Source organism: Allomuricauda sp. XS_ASV26, from assembly GCF_041224615.1.
Classification (GTDB): domain Bacteria; phylum Bacteroidota; class Bacteroidia; order Flavobacteriales; family Flavobacteriaceae; genus Flagellimonas; species Flagellimonas alginolytica.
In genome coordinates, this window is sequence record NZ_JBGFGK010000030.1 from 318225 (window position 1) to 334161 (window position 15937).

The 15937-nt window shown below is 42.1% G+C and carries 13 protein-coding genes; 10 read left to right on the forward strand and 3 right to left on the reverse strand.

Annotation, left to right across the window (positions count from 1 at the left end; all coding sequences use genetic code 11):
• Positions 1 to 23: 23 nt before the first annotated feature.
• Entirely contained in the window at positions 24 to 293 is a 270-nt protein-coding gene (locus tag AB9K32_RS06580) for a type B 50S ribosomal protein L31 (protein ID WP_224836628.1), read from the reverse strand.
• A gap of 159 nt (positions 294 to 452) precedes the next feature.
• Here AB9K32_RS06580 and AB9K32_RS06585 point away from each other — a divergent pair, with 159 nt between their 5' ends.
• From AB9K32_RS06585 to AB9K32_RS06620, 8 genes are all read left to right on the forward strand, one after another.
• On the forward strand, positions 453 to 974 hold the full coding sequence (locus AB9K32_RS06585) for a DUF4199 domain-containing protein (RefSeq protein ID WP_369884726.1): 522 nt from the start codon (positions 453 to 455) through the stop codon (positions 972 to 974).
• Between the two features lie 42 nt (positions 975 to 1016).
• Entirely contained in the window at positions 1017 to 1964 is a 948-nt protein-coding gene (locus tag AB9K32_RS06590; protein ID WP_369884727.1) for a glycosyltransferase family 2 protein, read from the forward strand.
• Positions 1965 to 2022: 58 nt separating this feature from the next.
• Positions 2023 to 3729, forward strand: coding sequence for a phospho-sugar mutase (locus tag AB9K32_RS06595; RefSeq protein WP_369884728.1), 1707 nt, complete (start codon positions 2023 to 2025; stop codon positions 3727 to 3729).
• Positions 3730 to 3733: 4 nt separating this feature from the next.
• Entirely contained in the window at positions 3734 to 5557 is a 1824-nt protein-coding gene (locus AB9K32_RS06600; protein ID WP_224836624.1) for an ABC transporter ATP-binding protein, read from the forward strand.
• 373 nt (positions 5558 to 5930) lie between these two features.
• Positions 5931 to 6473, forward strand: coding sequence for an RNA polymerase sigma factor (locus tag AB9K32_RS06605; RefSeq protein WP_252079988.1), 543 nt, complete (start codon positions 5931 to 5933; stop codon positions 6471 to 6473).
• A 33-nt stretch (positions 6474 to 6506) separates the two neighbouring features.
• Entirely contained in the window at positions 6507 to 7040 is a 534-nt protein-coding gene (locus AB9K32_RS06610) for a hypothetical protein (RefSeq protein WP_293294922.1), read from the forward strand.
• Positions 7033 to 7476, forward strand: a complete 444-nt coding sequence (locus AB9K32_RS06615) for a hypothetical protein (protein ID WP_369884729.1) — start codon at positions 7033 to 7035, stop codon at positions 7474 to 7476. The genes AB9K32_RS06610 and AB9K32_RS06615 overlap by 8 nt, the downstream gene beginning before the upstream one ends.
• 114 nt (positions 7477 to 7590) lie before the next feature.
• Entirely contained in the window at positions 7591 to 7941 is a 351-nt protein-coding gene (locus AB9K32_RS06620; protein WP_369884730.1) for a DUF6515 family protein, read from the forward strand.
• Between the two features lie 60 nt (positions 7942 to 8001).
• On the opposite strand, the gene AB9K32_RS06625 is transcribed toward AB9K32_RS06620, so the two are convergent.
• Entirely contained in the window at positions 8002 to 9033 is a 1032-nt protein-coding gene (locus AB9K32_RS06625) for a WD40/YVTN/BNR-like repeat-containing protein (protein ID WP_369884731.1), read from the reverse strand.
• A 59-nt stretch (positions 9034 to 9092) separates the two neighbouring features.
• Here AB9K32_RS06625 and AB9K32_RS06630 point away from each other — a divergent pair, with 59 nt between their 5' ends.
• Positions 9093 to 10307 (forward strand): RsmB/NOP family class I SAM-dependent RNA methyltransferase, encoded by a 1215-nt coding sequence (locus tag AB9K32_RS06630; RefSeq protein WP_224836618.1) that lies wholly within the window; start codon positions 9093 to 9095, stop codon positions 10305 to 10307.
• 46 nt (positions 10308 to 10353) lie between these two features.
• Here AB9K32_RS06630 and AB9K32_RS06635 read toward each other — a convergent pair whose 3' ends face one another.
• On the reverse strand, positions 10354 to 11943 hold the full coding sequence (locus AB9K32_RS06635; RefSeq protein WP_369884732.1) for an amidohydrolase: 1590 nt from the start codon (positions 11941 to 11943) through the stop codon (positions 10354 to 10356).
• A gap of 234 nt (positions 11944 to 12177) precedes the next feature.
• Here AB9K32_RS06635 and purL point away from each other — a divergent pair, with 234 nt between their 5' ends.
• On the forward strand, positions 12178 to 15873 hold the full coding sequence (gene purL, locus AB9K32_RS06640) for a phosphoribosylformylglycinamidine synthase (RefSeq protein WP_369884733.1): 3696 nt from the start codon (positions 12178 to 12180) through the stop codon (positions 15871 to 15873).
• Positions 15874 to 15937 lie beyond the last annotated feature (64 nt).

Below are 15937 nucleotides of genomic sequence, written 5' to 3' on the forward strand. Positions count from 1 at the left end.
TATATTTCGTTGAAAAGTTCGACCTACTCGGCCTTCTTCTCTTCTTTCTTGAATTTTTTGTACTTGTTCTTGAACTTATCGATTCTACCAGCGGTATCTACCAATTTAGTCTTACCAGTATAGTACGGGTGCGAAGTTCTTGAAATTTCCAATTTTACCAAAGGATATTCAACACCATCCACAGTGATGGTTTCTTTCGCTTCAGCAGTGGACTTTGTAATAAAAACATCCTCGTTGGACATGTCTTTAAAAGCAACCAATCTATAGTTTTCTGGGTGTATATCTTTTCTCATCGTCTTAAATGCTTAATCTCAGAATTTTCAGGGTGCAAATTTAATGATTTCTTTGATATTGCCAACTTTAAATCACTAAAAAAATAAAAGTAAATTTATATGTAACAAATTTAGGCAATATTGCACTAACCAACTATAATAAAAACAAATTTTAAAAAAATGGAAGAACAACAAGTTAAAACGGGAAAAATTGCACTTAACTATGGGCTTTTGTTAGGTGCTATTTTTGTGGTGTTCGGCATAATGCTCTACACCCAAAAAATGCATTACGAGATGAGCACCGCGGTAATGGTAATCTCCATTGTACTCATGGCAGCTGCTATATTTATTGCCGTAAACTCCTTTAAAAAGGCCAACGACGGATACCTGGCCATTTCAGAAGCTTTAAAGGTTGCTGTTGGAGTTGCCCTGGTAGGCACCATATTGTCCCTTGCATATCAATATGTTCTAACAAATTTTATTGAACCCGACTTTATGGACAAGGCCATGGAAATTGCAAAGCCCAAGGCCATGGCCCAAAACCCGAACATGACCGAGGAACAATGGGAGCAAGGTGTGGAAATGCAAAAAAGCTTTGCTTGGATACAATATCCCGTTGGGTTGATCATTAACTGTGTGATCGGATTGATTATCGGTCTCATTACCGGATTGATCTTGAAAAAGTCCAAAGCGGAATACTAAAACAAAAAATGCTACTTTTGGAGGGAATTCCAGAATCGAACAATGCAGATTTCCATTGTAATTCCTTTACTTAACGAGCAAGAATCGCTAATAGAACTTCATGATTGGATTGTGCAAGTGATGCAATCCAATCATTTTTCTTATGAAATCATCTTCATTGATGATGGCAGTACCGATGATTCTTGGAAAACTATTTCCAAACTGTCCGAGCAAAACAAAAATGTAAAAGGGATACGTTTCCTTAAGAATTTTGGCAAATCGCAGGCACTGCACGCCGGGTTCAAAGCCACCGCAGGCGATGTAGTGATAACTATGGACGCCGACCTACAGGACAACCCAGAAGAAATTCCGGATATGTACCGAATGATCACCCAAGAAGGGCGCCATGTGGTATCGGGCTGGAAAAAGAAACGGTACGATTCGGTTATCACCAAAAACATACCCTCCAAACTCTTTAATTGGGCCGCCCGGAAAACCTCCGGTGTAAAACTGCACGATTTCAACTGTGGCCTCAAGGCCTTTAACCAAAATGTGGTAAAGACCATCGAAGTCTCCGGGGAAATGCACCGCTACATTCCTGTATTGGCCAAAAATGCAGGCTTCTCGGACATTACCGAAAAAGTGGTACAGCATCAAGCCCGAAAATATGGTTCCACTAAATTTGGGGCAGAACGCTTTATTAATGGTTTTTTGGATTTGATCACCATTTGGTTCGTATCAAAGTTTGGTCGAAGGCCCATGCATCTTTTTGGAGCCTTGGGGGTGCTCATGTTCTTTGTCGGGTTTAGTTTTTCCCTGTATTTGGGGATCGATAAACTATTCTTGAACCCGACCGGACGTTTAATTACCCAAAGACCGCAGTTTTACATTGCTTTAACAGCAATGATCATTGGAACACAACTTTTTTTGGCCGGTTTTATCGGAGAGATCATGGTGAGGTCACGAAAAAATGACACCCGTTACAATATCTCCGATAAAATTAACCTTTAAGCCATTTTCAAACCTTATAAACTTTGTATTTTTAAAGAAGCAAACAATTCTAAACACTATGGATTCCATTACAAAGACAGCACAGACTTGGTTGACCGATTTTTTTGACAACGACACAAAAAAAGAGATCAAACACCTTATGGAAAAAAATCCAGAAGAGCTCAAAGAGCGCTTTTATAAGGATTTAGAGTTCGGAACCGGTGGAATGCGCGGTGTAATGGGCGTTGGAACCAATCGAATAAACAAATACACCTTGGGCAAAAACACCCAGGGACTCAGCAATTATTTAAAAAAGTGCTATACCGATAACGATATTCAAGTAGTTATCGCATACGATTGCAGGCACAATTCCAAATCCTTGGCAAAGACCGTGGCAGAGGTATTTTCGGCCAACGGTATTCGAGTTCACCTATTTTCAGATCTGCGAACAACTCCAGAATTATCCTTTGCGGTCAAATATTTGGGGTGTCACGCCGGAATTGTACTAACGGCCTCCCACAACCCACCGGAATACAATGGTTACAAAGTTTATTGGGCAGATGGTGGGCAGATCGTACCACCACAGGATGGGGAAATCATAGCCGAGATCAATGCACTTTCTTTTGAGGATATCAAATTTGTAAAAGACGACAGTTTGATAAGCATGATAGATGAAGATGTGGACGAAGCCTTTTTTGAAGCATCCGTTAAAAACGGAAATTTTGGAGCAAAAGGAAAAGATGACTTTAACATCGTCTTTACTTCCTTGCACGGAACATCGATCACGGCCATTCCGGAAGTATTGAAGCGTGCCGGATACAACAATGTCACCATTATAGAAGAACAAGCAAAACCTGACGGGGATTTCCCTACCGTTGAGTCGCCCAACCCGGAAGAGCCGGAAGCTTTGTCCATCGCCATTGCCAAAGCTGAGGAAATCGGTGCGGATATGGTGGTCGGAACCGACCCGGATAGCGACCGTTTAGGTATTGCTGTAAGAAACTTGGATGGGAAAATGGAATTATTGAACGGGAATCAAACTATGGTGCTGATGACCAAATTCCTATTGGACCAATACAAGAAAAAAGGATTTAAAGGCAACGAATTTATTGCTTCCACAATAGTTTCCACCCCAATGATGCAGCAAATGGCCAAAGCTTATGGGGTTGAGTACAAAACTGCGCTCACAGGGTTTAAATGGATCGGTAAAATGATCAAGGATTTTCCTAACTCTACATTTATTGGTGGAGGTGAGGAAAGCTTTGGGTTTATGGTTGGTGATTTTGTACGCGATAAAGATGCCGTCACCTCTACCCTTTTGGCCTGTGAAATTGCCGCCGATGCCAAAGCCAACGGTAGCTCTTTCTTTAAAGAATTGGTCGATGCCTACGTTCAGTTTGGCTTCTACAAGGAAAAATTAATATCCATTACCAAAAAAGGAATGAGCGGAGCAGAGGAAATTAAACAAATGCTGAAAGATTTCAAGGAAAACCCAGTGGATACGGTGCAAGGCTCAAAATTACTGTACATCGAGGATTATAATACGTCGATCGTTAAAAATGTGCAGACCGGGGACGAGTTCACCCTACATTTGCCAAAGTCCAACGTATTGATCTATGAAACCGAAGATGGCACCCGGATTGCAGCAAGGCCAAGTGGCACGGAACCAAAAGTAAAGTTCTACATCAGTACAAATTCAAAATTGGAGAATGCAGCCGATTATAAATCCGTAAATTCGCAGTTGGAAACCAAATTGGAAGGTATCCTATCCGAGCTGAATTTATAAGTGAATGAACTACTTTAAAAAGATTCTCCGATTTGCGAAGCCATATCGCAAATACGGTTTTCTAAATATATTTTTCAATATCCTTTATGCATTGTTCAGTGCGTTGTCCTACGCCGCGCTGATACCAATGCTCAATGTCCTTTTCGACAAGACCAAACGTGTAAGCGAGCCACCGACCTTTCAAGGTATCGGTAAATTAAAGGAGTATTTTGAAGGTTATATGAACTATCAGGTAACCCTTCACTCGGGGGACGACCCCATGAAAGGACTGTTCTTGGCCATTGGCTTGATCCTCTTTTTGTTCTTTTTTAAGAACATTTTCAATTATCTGGCCATGTATTTTATCACATTTTTGAGAAATGGGGTACTTAAGGACATACGAAACAAAATGTACCAAAAGATAGTAGATCTGCCCATCTCCTATTTTTCAGAAAAGAAGAAAGGGGATGTTATCGCAAGGATCACATCGGATGTATTGGAGATCCAACACTCCTTTCTATCTATTTTGGAATTGATCGTAAGGGAGCCGCTTACCATACTTTTTACCATCATTGTAATGTTCTTGATAAGTGCCAAGCTTACCATTTTTGTTTTCATATTTATTCCCATAGCCGGAATGATCATATCCCGGATAGGTAAATCCTTGAAGAAGAAATCGGACAAGGTACAAAAAGAGCAAGGTGAATTTCTTTCCATTGTCGAGGAGACTTTGGGAGGGCTTCGGGTAATTAAAGCGTTCAATGCCGAATCCAGATTCTTTAAAATTTTTCAGAATTCTACCTCGCGTTTTTTCAAATTCTCCAATTCACTGTTAAATCGGCAAAACCTATCATCACCCACTAGCGAATTTCTTGGGATTGTTGTTTTTGGTGTATTGCTATGGTACGGAGGGCGAATGGTTCTTTTGGAAGGCTCTCTGGACGCCGCATCGTTCATATCCTATATGGGATTGGCATTCAATATTTTAACCCCGGCCAAAGCCATCAGTAAAGCATCTTACGGTGTTAAAAAAGGAAATTCCGCAGCAGAACGTGTTCTGGAAATATTGGAATCGGAAAACCCCATCAAAAATATAGAGGGTGCCGAAAATAAATCCGATTTTAATACGGGAATTGAACTAAGGAATGTTGCCTTTAAATATGAAGATGATTATGTGCTTTCAGCATTTAACCTAAAGGTGGACAAGGGCAAAACCGTGGCCTTGGTGGGTCAATCTGGAAGTGGAAAAAGCACAGTGGCCAATTTGGTGACCCGCTTTTATGACGTAAACCAAGGTGAGATCTTGATAGATGGCACCAATATAAAGAACATAACAAAAAAATCGCTCCGTGGACTTATGGGCTTGGTTACACAAGATTCCATATTGTTTAATGATTCGGTAAAGAACAATATAGCACTTGGTAAAGAAAATGCCAACATGGATGAAATTATGGAAGCGGCCAAAGTTGCGAACGCACACGATTTCATAATGGAGCTGCCCCAAGGTTACGAGACCAATATCGGTGATAGCGGCAACAAATTGAGCGGTGGACAAAAACAACGGCTATCCATTGCAAGAGCCGTCCTTAAAAATCCACCCATAATGATCTTGGACGAGGCCACTTCGGCATTGGATACCGAAAGTGAACGTTTGGTGCAGGATGCATTGGAAAAAATGATGCAGAACCGCACCTCGGTAGTAATTGCACATCGACTCTCTACAATACAAAATGCGGATATGATCGTAGTGATGAGCAAAGGTGAAATTGTAGAACAAGGAACACACGAGGAATTGATGAAATCTGCCAAAAACTACAAGAAACTGGTAGAAATGCAATCGTTTTCCTAGTAGGAAGGCGAACACGGGAGTGGATTATTGAAATTTTTAATTTACCCAGACCTTTAGTGGCTATATACCAAATTCTGAGGCAAAAGGATTGTTCACATTCGCTCGTTAACTATGGCTACATTGAAACAAGGGCTGGATTCTGGACCGCAGGCAGCCATCTGCTAACTGCTAACTGCCAACTGCCAACTGCCAACTGCTAAACAAAAGATTTATCACCTTCGTTCAAAATGACACTGGCTTCCACACATTTCCTCTTTTAACCCACTCTGCACCTTCAGCCAAATTCCTAGTTACTAATTGGTTCTTAAAATTATTTATTGAACAATTAAACCTTTTCCCCTTACCTTAGTCCTAGCATCAAACAACAAGAACATTGATCGCTGAGGAAACCCTAGTACAAGAGCTTAAGCAGGAAGAAAGTCGAGCGCAGGCCTTTGAGGTATTGGTAAATACCTACAAAGAACGTCTGTATTGGCATATTCGGAGAATTGTGCTTAATCACGACGACGCAGATGACGTACTCCAGAACACTTTTATAAAAGTCTATAAAAACATTGATAACTTTAAAGGTGAAAGTAAATTATACTCTTGGATGTACAGAATAGCTACCAACGAATCGCTGACCTTTTTAAAACAAAAGTCCAAAAAAATAGGGATAAGCGATCAAGAGTTAAAGGACCGAATGGTAGATAATCTTCAGGCAGACGTTTATTTTGAGGGCAGTGAGATCCAGTTAAAGCTACAAAAAGCATTGGCTACCCTTCCAGACAAGCAAAAATTGGTGTTTACCATGAAGTATTATCAGGAAATGAAATACAGTGAGATTTCCGAGGTGCTGGAAACTTCGGAAGGCGCTTTAAAAGCAAGCTATCACTTGGCCGTTAAAAAAATTGAAACGTATCTTAGAGACAATTAAACCTTTGACCATTTTGAAAGTCAAACAAGAGCAATGAAAAAAGACAAAAAAAATAGTTTCAATACACCCAAAGGGTATTTTGAGGACTTTAATAGTCGTTTGATGGATAAAATCAAAAAGGAAGAAGCGGGCCACACCGAATCCTTGATTCCCAAACATGATGGCTTTAGCGTTCCAGAAGGCTATTTTGATGAAATAAGTTCCTCGGTAGCATCTGAACTCAATACAAAAGAAACCAAGGTAATCCCATTAATAGCAAACAAAAAACTCTATTATACCGTTGCCGCGGTTGCTGCCATTTTTGTGCTGATTTTTAGTCTAAACCAGAGTTCCTCGGCAGAACCGATCTCTTTTGATGATCTGGCAAGCTCGGATATTGAAGCTTATCTGGAGAATACCGATCTTGAGATGACCACCTACGAAATTGCGGAAATTATCCCTTTAAAGGATATTGAACTGAACAATATTTTTAACGAAGTTCTGGAAGATGATGCCATTTTGGATTATTTGGACGAAAACGTAGACGAAATTGAACATTTATATTTAGATGACCTTGACTATGAATAAAAGAACACTCATATTTAGCACCTTACTTTTGGTTACATTGGCCATGCATGCCCAAAGACCAATTTGGGAACGTGTAAAGACCTTGAAAGTTGCCTTTATTACCGAACGTATTGATCTAACAAGTGAAGAGGCACAACAATTTTGGCCGGTGTACAATGAGCACGAAGAGACATTGGAACGCATTCGTAAAAAAGAACGGTTTGAACTGTTCTCGAATATTTCCAATGCACAAAATCTCACAAACAGTGAGTCCGAAACATTGTTGGACAATATCATGGCGCTGCAACAAGAAAAACTAAAGGCCGAAGAAAGTTTTTTGTTAAAAATGCGAAAAATAATTCCTGCCCAAAAGGTTCTTCTTTTGCTTAAGGCAGAAGAGGACTTTAAAAAGCAAATGATACACCAATTCCGTAAGCGTAAGGGAGGTGGCGGATAACTTAATTTAAATACAAGAAAGTAAAGAGGGGTCCCGATAAGGCTCCTCTTTTTTGATTAAACCTTTTTGTAAATCTCGTGTCTTATTTACAGGAAACCATTAAAATCCGATAATATGAAAAGTTTGAAGACATTTTTAATGATAGCAGTAATAGCAGGCGCACTCACCTCCTGCAAAGCACAAACAACAGTCGTAAAGGTCTACCCAAAACATGGTACAGTGGTCACCCACATATCCAACCCAAGGACAATTGTGCACAAAAAGACCAATTATTACTACGCTGATGGAGTTTGGTACAGAGCTCAAGGAAAAAAGTATATCGTTACGGCCGTTCCTGCCGGAGTCAAAGTAAGGACATTGCCCCGGGGCAGTAAAGTAGTATATAGCAATGGACGTCGATTTTACCAATACCGGGGCGTTTGGTATAAAAAAAGAGGGCGCAATTACATTGTGGTAAACGTTTAACCCTATTTGGTTTTTGTTTGTTTTTTGGTTGATGAGCGGCGATTGATTCGCCGCTTTTTTTTACCGGAACAACAACTTGGCAATTCTCTTGTTCCCAGCTGCAAAAGCTGTGGAATCATTTAAAAACCGAAGAGTAAAGAAAGGCTCTTCACTCAATTCCTTCCAGCTCTCACCCCCATCGGAGGAATAGGAAATTCCCGTAAATCCGGCTACTACCAGGGCTTCCCCATTGGAATTGGGCACAAACTGCACACAACTCTTATAGCCGGGCTCGTGACCATCAGCAACCAACTGCCATGTCTTGCCACCATCAATGGTTTTGACCTTATTGGCCTTATTGGATTTGGGTTGTGTATAGTCCCCACCTATGGCAAACCCAATATTTTCATTAAAAAAATCCATTGAATAGATACCCTGGGTCGGTTCGTCCGCTATTATTGGGGTTTCCTGTACTTCCCAGGTCATGCCCTTATCATCGGAAAAGTAGACCCGTCCTTCGGTAGTACCGACCCAAGCTTTATCTCCTTTTACGGCAATGTTACTATTGCTCGCCGCAAATGCCCCCTCACCTTCTACTCCTTCGGGCAGGTCTGAACAAGGTACTTTGGTCCAACTGTTCCCCCCGTCCCTTGTAATGATTACGGAAAGACAACCGTCCACAGTATCCCCAACTGCAACCCCTTCCAGATTGTTCCAAAAAGTAAGGCTATCATAAAAAACGCCTTCGCCCTCCTCTTTGTACACCACTTCCATTTTTCCTTTATCCCCGGTTTTGTACAACAAAGCGGGACTTTCAATAGAAAGCATAAAAAAATCCTCGGAGGTACTGCCTACCGCCCTAAAACTAGGGGTCAGCGAATCGTAGGTCTGCACATTACTGCGAACTTGCAACGAATTTACGTCCACCGTACCATAAACACCATTGCTTCCCGCAAAGGCCAGTGTTCTGCCATCCAAAAATGTAATAGCACGAATGCTGACGGAATCATTAAAAACTGGAGTTATTTCAACGGAGGTAAAGGGTAGCTTTTTATGTTCTTCTGCACAAGAAAATAAAACTAGAGCCATTATCAGGGAGCATATGTATCTCATTGTATTTATTTTCTTCAAAAGTAAGGAGAAATCATACCTTTGCAACCTTATTCTACAAGATGCGTTTACACAGAAACTTGGTATTTGCCGTAATTGATGCCCTACACATGATTTTTAACGAAGGGGAATATGCCGATAAGGTAATCGAAAAAGTATTGCGTTACGACAAACGTTGGGGTGCCCGCGATCGCGGATTTATTGCCGAGACCACGTATGATATAGTTCGATGGAAACGCCTATACTCGGAAATTGCCGAGGTACACGAACCGTACAGCAAACCACATTTATTTCGTTTGTTCGGGGTTTGGTGCGTGCTGAGAGGTATCCGGATTCCTGATTGGAAACAACTGGAAGGTACTCCGGAACGTCGCATTAAGGGCAGGTTCGATGAATTGTCCAAAATTCGCAAATTCAGGGAATCAATTCCTGATTGGATGGACGAACTAGGTGAAAAATCGTTGGGTTCCGAACTTTGGACCAAAGAGATAGCCGCTCAAAACCAACAAGCAGAGGTGATTCTAAGAACAAATACCCTTAAAATACCAAAACCTCAACTGAAGGCTTTTTTGACTAAAGAAGATATAGCTACCGAGTTTATAGATGGCTATCCAGATGCATTGAAACTTGTGGAACGCAAAAATGTTTTTGTTACCGAAGCATTTAAAGATGGATTGTTCGAGGTACAGGACGCCTCTTCCCAATTGGTTGCCCCATTTTTGGAGGTAGAGCCCGGTCAGCGTGTAATCGATGCTTGTGCGGGTGCCGGAGGAAAAACGCTTCACTTGGCTTCGCAAATGCAGAACAAAGGGCAATTGATCGCCTTGGACATTTATGAAAGTAAATTGAAAAAGCTGAAGAAGAGAGCCCGTCGCAACGGTGTACACAATGTGGAAACCAGGGCTATAGACTCCACTAAAGTCATAAAAAAATTGCACAACAGTGCCGACCGAGTGTTGCTTGATGCACCTTGCTCTGGATTGGGAGTAATCAAACGTAATCCTGATTCAAAATGGAAATTGGAACCCGAATTCGTGGACCGCATTATGGGGGTTCAGCAAGATATTCTGCAGAACTATAGCAAAATGGTAAAAAAAGGAGGTCAAATGGTCTATGCCACCTGTTCCATTCTGCCCCAAGAAAACTCGGATCAGGTTAAGAACTTTTTAGATTCGGAGAACGGGAAAGATTTTGAATTTGTTCGGGAACGAAATGTTTTTGCCTCGGAAACAGGGTTCGATGGTTTTTATATGGCCTTGTTAAAAAAGAAATCCTGAAAATCCAAATGATTCTCAGGATCCCGATTTATCTTGAAGCAACAACTTATTGCTTGACCGTGGGGTAATCAACACCCAATTGCTCCAAATAGGTATCGTATTTGGTCTCATCATAGTAAAATTCCTTCAATGCAGATCGGAACATATCCTGCTTATCCTTGTTCAAATACGTGGGAGGCATATCATCCGCAGCAATCATAGGCCGATATTTGGTTTCCTTGGTCTGTTCGTTGTTAAAATAATCCCAAGCCTGCGCCAAAAGTTCCGGCTTCAATAAAAAATCCATGACCGTCAGGGCCTCGGCCTTGGCTCCGGCCGTTACACCCTTATGGGCAATCGGTGTCGCCATAGTTATGGCATTTGCCCAGTGATGCCCCGGCAAACCAGGAATATTTGAAGGAAAACGCATGGTTACCGTGGGTATTTTCCATGAAATATCCCCGATATCGTCAGAACCTCCACTTACCGGTTCCAATACCGGAAGTCCTATTTTTGACAATTCGGTAGGTAATCCGGTCGCGGTCTTGGATTGTATTTCAGCTTGCACCGCTTTTGCTAGTTTTTGGTCGGCCTCTGACCATGTTGGGAGACCAACTTGCTTTATATTTTCGTACATCGTCTCCGCAATGATCTTATTAAAGTGTCTTGGCCAGGCAGTTCCCAATACACGTGAGGTCATTTTAGTACCCGTCATCAAAGCCGCACCTTTCGCAATATCGTTGGCTTCGGCATACATTTCCATAATCCCTTCGTAGGTAACATCCCTAAAATAAAACCAAATAGCGGCTTTGGAAGGCACTACGTTGGGTTGGTCCCCGGAATCGGTAAAAATGGAATGTGAACGTTTTAATGGATGCAGGTGCTCTCTTTTGTAATTCCACCCTACGTTCATAAGTTCTGCAGCGTCGAGAGCACTTCTTCCTCGCCAAGGCGCCCCGGCCGAATGAGCTGCTTCGCCTTCAAACATATATTCCACGGAAATGAGCCCTGTTCCCCTTGTTGGTCCCCAAGAAACACTGAAATTACTGCTTACATGGGTAAAAATGCACATATCAATATCATCAAAAAGACCATCGCGGACGTACCATGCTTTTGCTGCGACCAATTCTTCTGCAATACCCGGCCAAAGAATCAAGGTACCGCCAATGCCCTCTTTCTCCATTACTTCCTTAACGGCCAATGCCGAGGTAATGTTCAAAGGAATGCCCGCATTATGTCCTTCTCCATGCCCAGGAGCGCCTTCCACTATAGGTTTGTGGTACGCGACACCAGGGTATTGTGAGGCTTTGGGAATACAATCAACATCGCTCCCCAAGGCAATAACCGGACCATCGCCATTGCTCCATGTGGCAAACCAAGCCGTTGGAATATTGGAAATGGAATGCTCTATGGTAAATCCATTTTCCTCTAAAATACCGGTAAGATATTTGGAACTCTCCTCTTCTTGAAAGCCCAATTCTGCAAAACTGAAAATTTTATCCACCATAACCTGTGTCTGCTTTCTATTGGCCTCCACAAGAGTTTCTACTTCTTCTTTTAACTTTTTAACCTGGCTTTTGGAATATTTTTTTTGTGCTGTTGCAGTAATTATGCCCGCGAAAAGAAGTATCCCGCACAAGAGGTTGGTCGTTTTCATAAGGTTGGTTTTGAGTTAACTATATTCTTCTAAGATAGGAAAAACATCTTCAATTCATTTATGCTTAAGTTTTTAAAAAGACACTTTTAGCAATTTGACAAAATCCTGACAGTTTATTTTCAAACATATATACTATCAACAATACATCGTTAACAAAACACTTATACCGTAGGATGAATTCTGGCACAAAATCGTATTTTTGCACTTTCTTAAACCGTTCAACTCATAGACTGTATGATCCATTTTTTTGGGGACAAGGCGACCAAGGTTTTTGCCGTCCAAACCGCTCAGGAAATCGCTCAGGAAGATATTGACAAATTAACTTGGTTGTTTGGCGACCAACCTAAGATTGAAGCGGCGTCTCTCGACGCCTTTTTTGTTGGGCCACGTGCCGCCATGGTTACACCTTGGAGTACCAATGCGACCGAAATCACCCAAAACATGGGCATCCCAGGAATCATCAGAATAGAGGAATTCCATGCCATTGCCGAGGATTTTACCAATTTTGACCCCATGCTTTCCCAAAAATACACCGCTTTGGGACAAGATATTTTCACTATCGATATTGTTCCAGAACCCATTATGGAAATCGATGATATTGCAACGTACAACGAAAAAGAAGGATTGGCCCTAAGTGATGAAGAGGTGGCCTATTTGGAAGGTCTGGCCAAGAAATTGGGTCGCAAGTTGACGGATTCCGAAGTCTTTGGGTTCAGCCAAGTGAATTCCGAGCATTGCCGCCACAAAATTTTTAACGGCACCTTTGTGATTGACGGAGAAGAAAAGCCTTCTTCCCTATTTAAACTGATCAAAAAGACTTCGGAAGCACATCCAAACGATATTGTTTCCGCATACAAAGACAATGTTGCTTTTATAAAAGGGCCAAAAGCAATTCAGTTTGCACCAAAAAGTGCCGACAAACCCGATTTTTACGAAGAAAAAGAATTCGATTCCGTATTATCGCTTAAAGCGGAGACCCACAATTTCCCGACCACCGTGGAGCCTTTTAATGGTGCTGCTACAGGGTCCGGCGGTGAGATTCGTGATCGTTTGGCTGGTGGAAAAGGATCGTTGCCCTTGGCTGGAACCGCTGTTTATATGACATCCTATTCCCGATTGGAAGAAAATCGTCCTTGGGAAAAAGGTATGCAAGAAAGGGACTGGCTGTACCAAACTCCAATGGATATCCTGATCAAGGCATCCAACGGTGCATCCGACTTTGGAAATAAATTCGGTCAACCTTTGATCGCCGGTTCTGTTTTAACATTCGAACACCAAGAAGAGGTCCGTAAATTGGGCTTCGACAAAGTGATAATGATGGCAGGGGGTATTGGTTATGGAAAAACAGACCAAGCCTTAAAAGACACACCCAAGAAGGGAGACAGAATAGTTGTTCTAGGTGGTGATAATTACAGAATCGGGATGGGTGGAGCTGCCGTATCCAGTGCGGACACGGGCGAGTTCAGTTCGGCTATTGAATTAAACGCCGTACAACGTTCCAACCCTGAAATGCAAAAAAGAGCTTCGAATGCCGTTCGCGGATTGTTCGAAAGTCACGATAACCCCATCGTTTCCATTCACGACCACGGAGCTGGTGGACACCTCAACTGTTTATCAGAATTGGTGGAAGAAACAGGAGGAACCATAGATACGGATAAATTACCGGTTGGCGACCCTACACTTTCCAAAAAAGAATTGATCGGAAACGAATCCCAAGAGCGTATGGGCTTGGTGATCAGGGAAAAAGATTTGGACCTATTGAACCGGGTTTCTGCACGTGAACGCTCCCCTATGTACAACGTTGGTGAGGTAACGGGCGACCACACCTTTAAATTTACATCCGGACAAACAGGAGAGACACCAATGAATTTGGAGTTGTCCGATATGTTCGGGAGCTCTCCAAAAACCATAATGGCCGATAAATCGGCACAACAAAAGTATCCTGCCCTATCCTATTCGCTGGAGCATTTCCACGATTATTTGGAACAAGTACTCCAATTGGAGGCGGTAGCCAGCAAGGACTGGTTAACAAACAAGGTTGATCGTTGTGTGGGAGGTCGTGTTGCAAAGCAACAATGCGCCGGACCATTGCAATTGCCACTGAACAACTGTGGGGTTATGGCCCTAGACTTTAAAGGAAAGGAAGGGATTGCCACCAGTATAGGCCACTCCCCCATATCGGCATTGATAGACCCCGTTGCAGGAAGTAGAAACAGTGTTGCAGAATCGTTGACAAATATTGTCTGGGCACCGTTAAAGAATGGATTGAAATCCGTATCGCTCTCAGCAAACTGGATGTGGCCCTGTAGAAATGAAGGTGAAGATGCCCGTTTATACTGTGCAGTGGAATCTTTGTCGGAATTCGCGATCGATCTAGGAATAAATGTGCCCACCGGAAAGGATTCACTTTCCATGAAACAAAAATATAAGGATGGTGAAGTACTTTCCCCTGGAACGGTAATCATCTCTGCTGCTGCCAATTGCAACAACATTGACCAAGTTGTGGAGCCTGTTTTGCAGAAAAACGGTGGCGATATTTACTACATCAATTTATCCAAGGACAGCCATAAATTAGGTGGTTCTTCCTTTGCGCAGATTTTAAACGGCATTGGTGACCAAGCTCCATCTGTTATGGATGCTGAATATTTTAAGACCACTTTCAACACTTTGCAAAAGCTCATCAAAAAGGGCCAGATTTTAGCCGGTCACGATGTGGCTTCAGGAGGGTTGATAACTACCTTGTTGGAACTTTGCTTTGCCGACAATAACCTAGGGGCCAAATTAGATCTTTCCGGTATTGGGGAGGAAGACAGCATCAAACTGTTGTTCTCAGAAAATATCGGGGTGGTATTCCAAGCCAAAGATGAAACAGTGGAGAAAGTTTTATCCGATTCCGGGGTAAATTTCACAAAAATTGGTGTTCCAACTTCCGAAAGTACCTTGAAAATCAAAAACAATGGCATCGAAATAGGTTTGAACATTGCTTCGCTGCGTGACACTTGGTTCAAAACTTCCTATTTATTGGACAGCAAGCAAACTGCGAACGGTTTGGCCAAAGACCGTTTTGATAATTACAAAAAACAACCGTTGCAATATGTTTTTCCTGAAAATTTTGATGGAAAACTTCCAACGGTTGCGACTTCCTTCGACTCCGCTCAGGAACCAAAGTTCAGCAACAGACCCAAAGCAGCTATTCTTCGTGAAAAAGGAAGCAATTCCGAACGTGAAATGGCAAATGCGATGTACTTGGCCGGGTTCGATGTAAAGGATGTGCATATGACAGACTTGATCTCGGGCAGGGAAACACTGGAGGACATTCAATTTATTGGTGCCGTTGGTGGATTCTCCAACTCCGATGTGTTGGGAAGTGCCAAAGGTTGGGCAGGTGCTTTCAAATACAACGAAAAAGCCAATAAAGCCTTAAAAGATTTCTTTGCCAGGCCAGATACCCTCTCTGTTGGTATTTGTAATGGTTGCCAGTTGTTCATGGAGCTAGATCTTATTAACCCAGAACACGAAACGCACGGTAGAATGACCTACAATGACTCCCATAAGCACGAGAGCAATTTTACTTCGGTGAAAATCGAAAAAAACAACTCGGTTATGCTGTCCAATATGGCCGGCACAACTCTTGGTGTATGGATCAGCCATGGAGAAGGTAAATTTAGCCTTCCACATACCGAAGATCAATACAATATTGTGGCCAAATACGGATATGAGACTTATCCTGCCAATCCAAACGGAAGTGATTACAATACGGCAATGCTTTGTGACAAAACAGGTAGGCACTTGGTGACCATGCCCCATATTGAACGTTCAACGTTCCCATGGAACTGGGCCCACTATCCAAAAGATAGAAACGACAAGGTGTCCCCGTGGCTTCAGGCTTTTGTGAACGCAAAAGAATGGTTGGACAACTTGAGGAAGTAATATTTTTTATTGCTGATATAGGTTGATAATTGGGGATTTTTCAAAAAACACATTAGGTAATTGT

Bases quoted from the DNA above. Each gene is read 5' to 3' on its own strand.
- AB9K32_RS06600 (WP_224836624.1), top strand. From the start codon at position 3,734: ATGAACTACTTTAAAAAGATTCTCCGATTTGCGAAGCCATATCGCAAA.
- AB9K32_RS06580 (WP_224836628.1), bottom strand. From the start codon at position 293: ATGAGAAAAGATATACACCCAGAAAACTATAGATTGGTTGCTTTTAAA.
- purL (WP_369884733.1), top strand. From the start codon at position 12,178: ATGATCCATTTTTTTGGGGACAAGGCGACCAAGGTTTTTGCCGTCCAA.
- AB9K32_RS06610 (WP_293294922.1), top strand. From the start codon at position 6,507: ATGAAAAAAGACAAAAAAAATAGTTTCAATACACCCAAAGGGTATTTT.
- AB9K32_RS06620 (WP_369884730.1), top strand. From the start codon at position 7,591: ATGAAAAGTTTGAAGACATTTTTAATGATAGCAGTAATAGCAGGCGCA.
- AB9K32_RS06615 (WP_369884729.1), top strand. From the start codon at position 7,033: ATGAATAAAAGAACACTCATATTTAGCACCTTACTTTTGGTTACATTG.
- AB9K32_RS06625 (WP_369884731.1), bottom strand. From the start codon at position 9,033: ATGAGATACATATGCTCCCTGATAATGGCTCTAGTTTTATTTTCTTGT.
- AB9K32_RS06630 (WP_224836618.1), top strand. From the start codon at position 9,093: ATGCGTTTACACAGAAACTTGGTATTTGCCGTAATTGATGCCCTACAC.
- AB9K32_RS06585 (WP_369884726.1), top strand. From the start codon at position 453: ATGGAAGAACAACAAGTTAAAACGGGAAAAATTGCACTTAACTATGGG.
- AB9K32_RS06635 (WP_369884732.1), bottom strand. From the start codon at position 11,943: ATGAAAACGACCAACCTCTTGTGCGGGATACTTCTTTTCGCGGGCATA.
- AB9K32_RS06595 (WP_369884728.1), top strand. From the start codon at position 2,023: ATGGATTCCATTACAAAGACAGCACAGACTTGGTTGACCGATTTTTTT.
- AB9K32_RS06590 (WP_369884727.1), top strand. From the start codon at position 1,017: ATGCAGATTTCCATTGTAATTCCTTTACTTAACGAGCAAGAATCGCTA.